Annotated in this window: 6 protein-coding genes and 1 pseudogene; 3 read left to right on the forward strand and 4 right to left on the reverse strand. The window is 70.1% G+C overall.

What is annotated here, in order from left to right; all coding sequences use genetic code 11:
* Nucleotides 1–130: 130 nt before the first annotated feature.
* The 3 genes and pseudogenes from mcrC to mcrB all read right to left on the reverse strand — a co-directional run.
* Nucleotides 131–730, reverse strand: a pseudogene (mcrC, locus tag ACXJJV_RS04150) (methyl-coenzyme M reductase I operon protein C); the annotation flags it as partial.
* A 19-nt stretch (nt 731–749) separates the two neighbouring features.
* Nucleotides 750–1,313 carry a methyl-coenzyme M reductase operon protein D gene (gene mcrD, locus ACXJJV_RS04155; protein WP_456466914.1) on the reverse strand — a complete coding sequence of 188 codons (564 nt, stop codon included), beginning with the start codon at nt 1,311–1,313 and terminating at the stop codon, nt 750–752.
* A gap of 62 nt (nt 1,314–1,375) precedes the next feature.
* Nucleotides 1,376–2,710 (reverse strand): coenzyme-B sulfoethylthiotransferase subunit beta, encoded by a 1,335-nt coding sequence (gene mcrB / locus ACXJJV_RS04160; protein WP_456466915.1) that lies wholly within the window; start codon nt 2,708–2,710, stop codon nt 1,376–1,378.
* Between the two features lie 151 nt (nt 2,711–2,861).
* Here mcrB and mmp10 point away from each other — a divergent pair, with 151 nt between their 5' ends.
* The 3 genes from mmp10 to hypF are packed head-to-tail and all read left to right on the forward strand — an operon-like array spanning nt 2,862 to nt 7,527.
* Entirely contained in the window at nt 2,862–4,109 is a 1,248-nt protein-coding gene (gene mmp10 / locus ACXJJV_RS04165; RefSeq protein WP_456466916.1) for a methyl coenzyme M reductase-arginine methyltransferase Mmp10, read from the forward strand.
* A gap of 2 nt (nt 4,110–4,111) precedes the next feature.
* Complete coding sequence (locus tag ACXJJV_RS04170) at nt 4,112–5,236, forward strand: hypothetical protein (protein ID WP_456466917.1); 1,125 nt, start codon at nt 4,112–4,114, stop codon at nt 5,234–5,236.
* Entirely contained in the window at nt 5,233–7,527 is a 2,295-nt protein-coding gene (gene hypF / locus ACXJJV_RS04175; protein WP_456466918.1) for a carbamoyltransferase HypF, read from the forward strand. The genes ACXJJV_RS04170 and hypF overlap by 4 nt, the downstream gene beginning before the upstream one ends.
* On the opposite strand, the gene ACXJJV_RS04180 is transcribed toward hypF, so the two are convergent.
* Nucleotides 7,510–8,747: polysaccharide deacetylase family protein (locus ACXJJV_RS04180; protein WP_456466919.1), on the reverse strand; the 1,238-nt coding region annotated here is incomplete at its 5' end. The genes hypF and ACXJJV_RS04180 overlap by 18 nt on opposite strands.

Consider the following 8,747-nt stretch of genomic DNA (forward strand, 5'->3'; position numbering starts at 1 on the left):
CTCGGCCATCCGGGAGTCCCCCGGTGGGGCGGTCCCCGCCTAATTTTAAAGGGGTTTCGACAAGGGGGGCGGGGTTACGCTGGGGAACGGCGCGTGGTACCGCGGTGTTTAGACCGCCCGGTCGCGGTAATCACGCCCGGGCGCGGCGCAGGGCGCGCCGGACCTTCCCGACGATCTCCTCGATCTTGTAGGCGGGGACGGTCTCGCCGCGGATGACCCCGGTGACGATCTCGTCCACGATCCCTCGGGTCTCGGGCTCGGGCGGGGCGACGAGGCGGGTGCGGCAGCCGACCTTGGCGAAGTCCTCGAAGTCGACGGGCGTCTGGCAGACGATCACGGCGCGGACGTCGCAGTGCTTGAGGATGAGGCGGGCCTTCCAGACGATGTGCTGCTTGACGTTGCCGAGGTGGATGACGGCGACCTCGTGCCGGTTGATGTACTCGGCCTCCCGGGGCTCGATGCCCATGGTGGAGCCCGTCTGGACGGGAGCCTCCTCGGGCACGCCGGAGCCCGCGTTGAGTACGAGGACGCTGGTGTGGATCCCGGCCTCGCGGAGCGCGTAGGTGATCTCGCACACGGGCTTGGTGATGTGCCGGGCGCCGGGGGACATGGCGACGGCGATGACCTCGTTCCGCTCCGCCTCGGCGATGGTGCCCCGCTGGGCGAGGCTGCCGCCCTTGCCCATACCCATGGCCTCGCGGCAGGCGACCACGTAGGTCTCCCGGCCGACGCGCGTGGTGGTGACCCCCTTACTCCTCGTCCTCTTCCTCCCCGCTCCTCCTCGCCTTTAGGATCGACACCCGGTCCGACAGTCGGGCGCGGGGTTCCACGAGGCCCAGGAGTCGGTCGTCCAGCTCCTCCACGCCCTTCTCCCCGAACTTGAGGTAGTCGGTCACCGTGGGGCGGTGTCGGGTGAAGCGCCCGGTCTGGACCTGGAAGTCGCAGGGGAGGATCTCCCGGCAGATCTCCTCGATCTGCGCGGTGATCTCGTCGAGGCGCTCCTCGTCCTCCACCTCGATGATGATCTGCCCGGTCTGCACCTTCATGGGGACCTCTTCGTCCTGGATCCGGATGGGACGTCGCTCGGGGTGCTTGACGGGCTCGCCGCGGGCGGGGCCGAAGGGGACGACCTTGGGGAGGCCGGGCCCGTGGAGGACGATGCGGCCGATGCCGTCGACGCGCTCGACGATCGCGTTGAGCAGCCGCTCCACGGTCTTGGCGCTGAGGAGGCGCTCCGGGAAGATCTGGATCTCGGGCTTGGCGCCCTTGGGCACCCGGCGCTCGAGCAGGCGGGGGCGCTCGCGCTCGGGCACGGGGTCGACCCCCTCGTTACGAGTTTCGTAACGATTGGTCCGGGGCGTGCGGGGCGGGACCCTTAGCGCTTCGCCTCCTCGGCGGCGGCCTCCATGATGTACTTCATCGGCTCGCGGAACTCGTCGATCTCGCCGAACACGTCGCCGATCAGCTTGCTAGTGACCTCCGGGCTGAACATCTGGGTGCCGGCGTCCAGGGCCATCGCCGCGGCCACGGGCGGGATCGCGAAGCCCTTCGAGTGCCGCGTCACGATGTGGTTGCCGTTGAAGATACCCGGGCCGCCGCCCCCGTAGATCGAGTGGCTGAAGAAGCTGAAGCCGACCGCGGTACCCTGGGCGCGGCCGAAGTCGACGCCCGGGAGCCCGGTCTCGTACTCGAGCAGGTCGTTGTAGTACAGGATCGTCGCGCTGACGCCCTGGGCGGCGCGGGCCGCACCCTGGTTGACCATGACCGCGGCGACGAGTCCGGCCGCGGCGTACGCGTTCCAGAGGTCCATGTCGTTGGCCTTGTAGACCTTGAAGCCGGACGGCAGCTCCTCCTTAACCTCGATCACGCCGTCCTCGAGCGCGCGCTCCACGACCTCGCGAACGACGGAGCCGACGGTGCCCTCCTTGCCGTGCTTCTTTACGATCTCGTAGACCATGTTGTCCGCGTTCAGGCCCTGGTACGCGTAGCCCAGCAGGTGCAGGCGCTCGAACGGGCCCAGCGCGTCGCCCATCTCGAACATGGCGGTCTGCTCCAGGGTCGCGGCCAGGCACACGGCCTGCATCGCGTTCTTCCGCGTGGCGGCCACGATGTGGTTGACCATGACGTTCCGCAGCGCGTAGCCAACGCCCTCCTGCTTCATCGAGACGTCCAGCATGGAGGAGACGTTACCGCCGTGGTAGTCGATCGTCTGCGGGTACCGGCCGAAGACGGCCGCCTTGACCATGTTCGCGTCCCACATGTCCACCTCGCACACGTCGATGATCGCGTGCACGACGGCCATGCCGGCCTGCATGGTGCCGGCGTACGGGTCCGCCATCACCTCCACGCGCTCGGTCGGGAGCTGGACCAGGAGTCGCTTGCCGTCGTACATGGGCTCGACGTTCGTGTCGTCGTCCTCGTGGACGCGGATCATCTCCTCGACCTTGTCCGCGATCGCCTCGGCGTTGTCCACCACGTCCACGTCCAGCTCGCGGCCCGGGATCTTCATCATCTTGCCGCCGACCGCGGCGTTCCGGAGCGCGTTCTCGATCCCCTCCAGGTCGACCGCCACGGTGCGCTTGATGTCCCGGACGATGCTCTGGATCGCCTCGTTCCGCATCGGGGAGAGCACCTCGATGGGCACGTCCTCGGCGACGCAGTTACCCCGGTCGTCGTACAGGTCGACCGTGTCCTCGAACCTGCGGGCCATGGGGCGGGACCCCCGGGGTTCGGCGGGTCGGCCCGCGTTTAAAGGGTTTCCATATTTACCGGTCGGCGGTTCCGTGTTATCATGTAGGAGGGTAAACCATGTGACGGCCCGGCCGGGCGCCTCGGTCCGAGGAGCCGCCCGGGGTGGTAGGGTGCCCGTACTGGCGGACGTGGGGGGTCGGCCCGGGGTCGACTGCGGCGGGTTCTGCCGGTACTGCTACTTCCGGGGCGTGGACTGGCGGCGCAAGCGGGCGTTCGGGTGCCGGCACTGCCCGCCGGGGACCGTGGGGTGCGAGTACTGCCGGGATCGCGTGTGGGAGGATCACGGGCCCTTCCGGCCCCCGCAGGCGGTGCTGCAGGCGGTGCACATGACGGTGGCCATGCAGGGCCCGCCGGAGGACGGGCTGGTGGAGGTGAGCGGGGGCGGGGACGTGAGCAACTACCCGTGGTTGCCGGAGCTACTGGGGCTGCTCCGGGACGCGCTGGGGCTGCGGAGGTTCAAGCTGGGGTACACGAGCGGGAAGGGGTTCGAGGACCCGGAGGAGGCGGAGGAGCTGTGCCGGTTGGGCGTGGAGTCGGTCTCGTTCACGCTCTTCGCCGCGGACCCGGGGCTGCGGCGGGAGTGGATGCGGGATTCCTCGCCCGAGGCCTCGTTGCGGGCGTTGGAGGTGTTCGCGGACGAGTGTCGGGAGGTGATGGTGGCGGCCGTGCTGATTCCGGGGGTGAACGACGGGGAGGTCCTGTGGGAGACGTGCGAGTGGTTGGAGGAGCTGGGGATCGACGCGCTCCTGCTGATGCGGCTGGGGACGCGGCGGGAGCACGGGATCATCCTGGGCAACGATCCGGTCCTGGACGTGGAGCCGCACGGGATCGAGGAGTTCCGGCGGATCGTGTCGGAGGTGCACGAGGAGTTCTCCTTCCGGGTGACGGGCACGCCGGTGTGGGACCCGGAGACGGGGGCGCCGTTCGCGCTGCGGTCGCTGGGGGAGGAGTTGGGGGAGTTGCTGCCGGAGGTGGAGGTGCGGTGCTCGCTGATCACGGGTCGGGTGGCGGCGCCGATGCTGGAGGAGGTGTTTCGGTACGTGCGAGGCGGGGAGCGGGTGAGCGTGGTGGCGGTGGAGAAGGACGTCGCGTGCCTGATCACCGAGGAGGATCTGCGGGGGCTGGACGTGAGCGGGCTGGAGCGGACGGTGGTGCTCCCCGGACGGGCGCTGGTTCACGATTCCACGGCGGAGGAACTGTTAAAACGAGACGGTTTCGAGAGGATCGTGCTGCGTGGGCCGGACCGGCTCACGCTGGACGGCGAGGCGAGTTGTGAGGTGACCCGGGAGGAGGTCATCGAGTTCGAGCTGAACGCGTTCGAGGAGCTGATCCGAAGGGTCAACCTGATGGGGGAGTAGCGTTGGATCACGACGCGATAGCCACGCTGATGGAGATGCGCTCGGAGCTGCGGAAGGTGAAGACGCTCTATCAGCGGCTGGCGCGGATCATCCGGGAGGCGCGGATCACGAACGAGTACGAGTACCTCATCTCAACGGCCGCCGCCCTCCTGGTGCACCGGGAGTACGAGAAGGCTCGGGACATCCTGGCCGGGCTGAGTAACCCGAGGGAGGGGGCGATGCTCACGGTCGCGGCCCTGCGGGAGGCGAGCCTGTTCCGGGAGGTGCTCGGCGAGTACACGATGGAGCCTGTTGAGGCCGCGGTCCACGACTCGGGGACGCTGGAGGGCGCGCTGCGGCGGTTGAACAGGCTCCTGGTGAACGACGGGGAGATCCGGCGGCAGCCGGGCCCGGACATGTCCTTCGTCCGAACCTCCGAGGGCTCGATCTCGAACAGCGTGCTCGGGCGGACGATCGGGTACACGCTCAACTCCGCCCCGCGGGACTACGCCGAGTTCGTGGAGTCCTCGGTGCACGGGTTCGCCTACGCGCGGCTCCTCCCCTCGCACCAGTGGCGGGTGCGGCTCTCCCTGGAGCCCTACGTGACCAACCCGCTGTCCCCGCCGTCGCTGATGGAGACGCTGGAGCTGGTGGACGAGCTGCGCGACCCGGAGCTCGTCATGTCCGAGCTGGACGTGTCGGAGAGCACGTTCCTGCGGTACTACAAGACCCTGGTCCGGTACCTCCTCGTCCACCCGGACCCGGAGGTCTGCGAGCCCACGCGGCTCGGCGAGCGGGCGCTGGACGACGAGGAGGTCCTCGCGGAGGTCGTCCTGAAGCGCGGGTTCTGGGCCATCCTCAGCAAGCACCCGCGCGGGGGCTCCGTGGCCGAGAAGCTGGCGAAGCGCAGCGTCGTGAACCGGAAGATGAAGTGGAAGGACGAGGTGGACATCAGCCTGCTCGTGGACGCCGCCTCCGACGCCGAGCGGGCGGAGCGGGAGCTTCCCATCGTCCTCGCCGTCCACGGCGAGAACCTCTCCACCGTGCACCTGGCCGCCCGCACCGGCGTCTCCACCAGCGTCGCCGCCGAGGTCCTCTCCGAGTACTTCGAGGACCAGGACTGGCAGGAAGAGCGGTTCGGAGTATGAGGGCCTGGAGGCTCCTCGTCCGGGGCATCGTGCAGGGCGTGGGCTTCCGCCCCTTCGCGTACCGGCTCTGCACCGAGATGGGGCTGGACGGCTACGTCCGGAACCTCGGCTCCGAGGTCGAGATCGTCGTTCTCGCGGACCGCGAGAAGGTCCGCGAGCTCGTCCGGCGACTCCAGCGCGAGCACCCACCGCTCGCCCGCGTCCGCGAGGTCCGCGTCGAGCCCTGCGACGAGGAGATCGAACCCGGCTCCGGCTTCCGCATCGAACGGAGCGAGGCCCGGGACGAGGTCGAGCTCCAGATCCCACCGGACGCCCCCGTCTGCGAGGACTGCCTCCGGGAGATGTTCGACCCCCGGGACCGGCGGTACCTCTACCCGTTCACCGGCTGCACCAACTGCGGCCCCAGATTCACGATCATCGAGGGCATCCCCTACGACCGCGAGAACACCACCATGGCCGACTTCCCACTGTGCGAGGAGTGCCGCCGCGAGTACGAGGACCCCGAGGACCGGCGGTACCACGCCCAGGTCGCCTGCTGCCCGAGGTGCGGACCGCGCTACCGGCTGCTCGACGCCGAGGGGGAGGTCGTGGAGGACGACGAGCTGACCGCCATCCGCGAGGCCTGCCGGATCATCGAGGAGGGAGGCATCGTCGCGATCAAGGGGATCGGCGGCTTCCACCTGGCGTGCAAGACCACGGAGGACGAGCCGGTGCGCCGCCTCCGAGAGCGGCTGAACCGACCCCAGCAGCCCTTCGCCGTCATGTCCGGCTCCCTCGAGGACGTCCGCACCTTCGCCCGCGTGGACGAGGCGGCCGAGGAGCTGCTCACCGGACCTGTCCGCCCCATCGTCGTGCTCCCGAAGCGCGAGCCCTTCCCGCTCTCCGACCTCGTGGCGCCCGGCCTCCACACCGTCGGCGTCATGCTCCCGTACGCGGGCCTGCACCACATCATGTTCCGCCGGTTCCTCGACGAGCCCGCCATCGTCATGACCTCCGCCAACCCGCCCGGCGAGCCTATGGCCATCCGGAACCGGGACGCCCTCCGGCGGCTGAGCGGCGTCGCCGACTACTTCCTCGTCCACGACCGCCGGATCGCGGCCCGCTGCGACGACTCCGTCGTCCGCCCGGTGGGAGGCAGACCCCGCCCCCTCCGCCGCTCCCGCGGGTACGTACCCGAGCCCATCGAGCTCGACTGGGCCCCGAAGGACCTCACCGTCGTCGCCGTCGGGCCCGAGCTGGACGTGACCGCCTGCCTCCTGCACCGCGGTCGGGCGTACCTCAGCCAGCACATCGGCAACACGAGCCGGGCCCCCACCCTCGACTTCCTCCAACGGGCCGTGGAGCACCTGATGCGGCTCCTGCGACTGGACTGGGAGGACGTGGACGCCGTCGCCTGCGACCTGCACCCCAACTTCCCCACCACCCAGCTCGCCCGGCGCTGGGCCGAGGAGCACGACCTGGAGCTCGTCCGCGTCCAGCACCACCACGCCCACGCCCTCGCCTGCGCCGCCGAGCACGGGCTCAACCCGGCCGAGGAACCCCTCCTCGCCCTGGTAATGGACGGATACGGGTACGGAGAGGACGGAAACGCCTGGGGCGGGGAGCTCCTCCTCCTAGAGGGCGACGACTACGAGCGACTCGCCCACCTCGAGCCCGTCCCCATGCCCGGCGGCGACGCGGCCACCCACCACCCCCTGCGCATGACCGCCGCGCACCTGCACGCCGCCGGCCGGGACCCGGAGGAGATACGGGACCTCCTCGAGCGACACCTCCGCGAGCGCCCGGACGCCCTCAAGCACGGGGAGCGGGAGCTGGAGGTCCTGCTGGCGCAGCTGAAACGACCCCAGCTGTTCACCACGAGCGCCGGCCGCTTCCTCGACGCGGTCAGCGCCGCCCTGGGCGTATGCTACAGGCGCACGTACGAGGGCGAGCCCGCCATGAAGCTCGAGGCCGTCGCGGCCCGCGTGAAGGACGCGCCCAAGCCCGAGTTAGAGCTAAAGCACGACCGTCGGCTCGACGCCTCCGAGACCGTCGCGCGGGCCGCGGAGACCGGGGACCGGGCTTACGCGCTGACCGCCCACCTCGCCCTGGCCCGCGGCTTCGCCCGACTCATCGAGGAACACCGGGAGCGCGAGCCCGTCCTCGCCTCCGGCGGCGTGATGAACAACGAGATCATCACGCTCGAGCTCCGGCGGCGCGTCCCCGGCCTCCGAGAGCACCACGAGGTCCCGGCCGGCGACGGCGGGCTCTCGCTGGGACAGGCCGTCGCCGCACTACTCACCCTCATCTGACCGCTCCCGACGCCGCCGGAAGGGAGCCGGGAGAACCACCACGCCCCGACGACGCCCACCACCCTCGGAGCGGCCCCCGCCGCGCGCCGCCACCAGCCCCGCGAAGGCCTCCTCCACGGCCCCGGACAGCTCCATCGCGTCCGAGAGCATCCGCTGCGCGAACACCAGGGCAGCGTCGAGGTTACCCCACTCCTTGATCGCCGAGTACACGCCCACGTCGTTCCAGACCTCCGAGACCACCCGCTCCACCAGCTCCCGGAGCCTACCGGTGACCCGCCCCGCCCGCGTCAGCGCCAGCAGCTCCCCGTCGATCCCCCACAGGATCCTCATGCACCGCTCCCAGGTTTCCAGCACCCGCAGCCCCTTCTCCGCGTCCTTCCTGCCCTCCGCCACCTCCCTCGTCAGCTCGGCCCGCAGCTGACCGGGATCCAGGAAGCCCTCCGCCTGCAGAATCCTCAGCAGGTCCGGGCGCGGTAGCGAGCGCGCCACGTACTCCTTCACATGATCCACCACCTCCCGAGGGTCCGCCAGCCGGAACCGTACCCGAACGCCGTTGCACTCGAAGTCCAACCCGCCCGATCGAACCCGGTCCAAGAACCCCTCAAACGACCGCAGGAACTCCGACCGCGCCAGCTCCCACGGGTGCACCAGCACCCACACCGTCAGCCGGCCCTCCCGGCACCACCCCTTCTTCACCAGCTCGGCCACCGCCCCCCTCACCCGCTCGCACGCCTCGTCCACCGATGAGCCCTCCCCCCAGAGGTCCGACCACGCCACCGCGGGCAGCCGGTACACGCGCCGCCCGTCCACCTCCCACCAACCCACCACCAGTCGACGCGCCAGGCTCGAGACCGCCGACCACCCGCTCGCGCCGGGACCCAGCTGCAGGGGGTCGTTCCCGTCCACGAGGATCCGGACGCCCGCCATCGCGCACGCCCGCAGCGTGTTCACGTCCAGCACCCAGTACGGGACCGAGAGCACGGGGTCCGAGCGACCGACCTCGCGCTTCAGGAAGTCCAGGCTCACCACCAACTCCCAGTACTGGATCGCGGGCGGCAGCCCACCCATCGCGTGCGAGGCGGAGTGCGAGCCGACGAGCGTGACGACGCCTTGGTTCGCGAACTCTCGGATCACCTGGGTGATGCCGGGGGCCGTCCGCTCGCAGAAGTTGTAGTGGAAGACGGCGACCTTGACCCCGCGCTCCCCGCACCAGCTCAGGA

Source organism: Methanopyrus sp. (genome assembly GCF_053997775.1).

Excerpts from the sequence above, each read along its gene's own strand:
- mcrB (WP_456466915.1), bottom strand. The coding sequence starts at position 2,710 with ATGGCCCGCAGGTTCGAGGACACGGTCGACCTGTACGACGACCGGGGT.
- hypF (WP_456466918.1), top strand. The coding sequence starts at position 5,233 with ATGAGGGCCTGGAGGCTCCTCGTCCGGGGCATCGTGCAGGGCGTGGGC.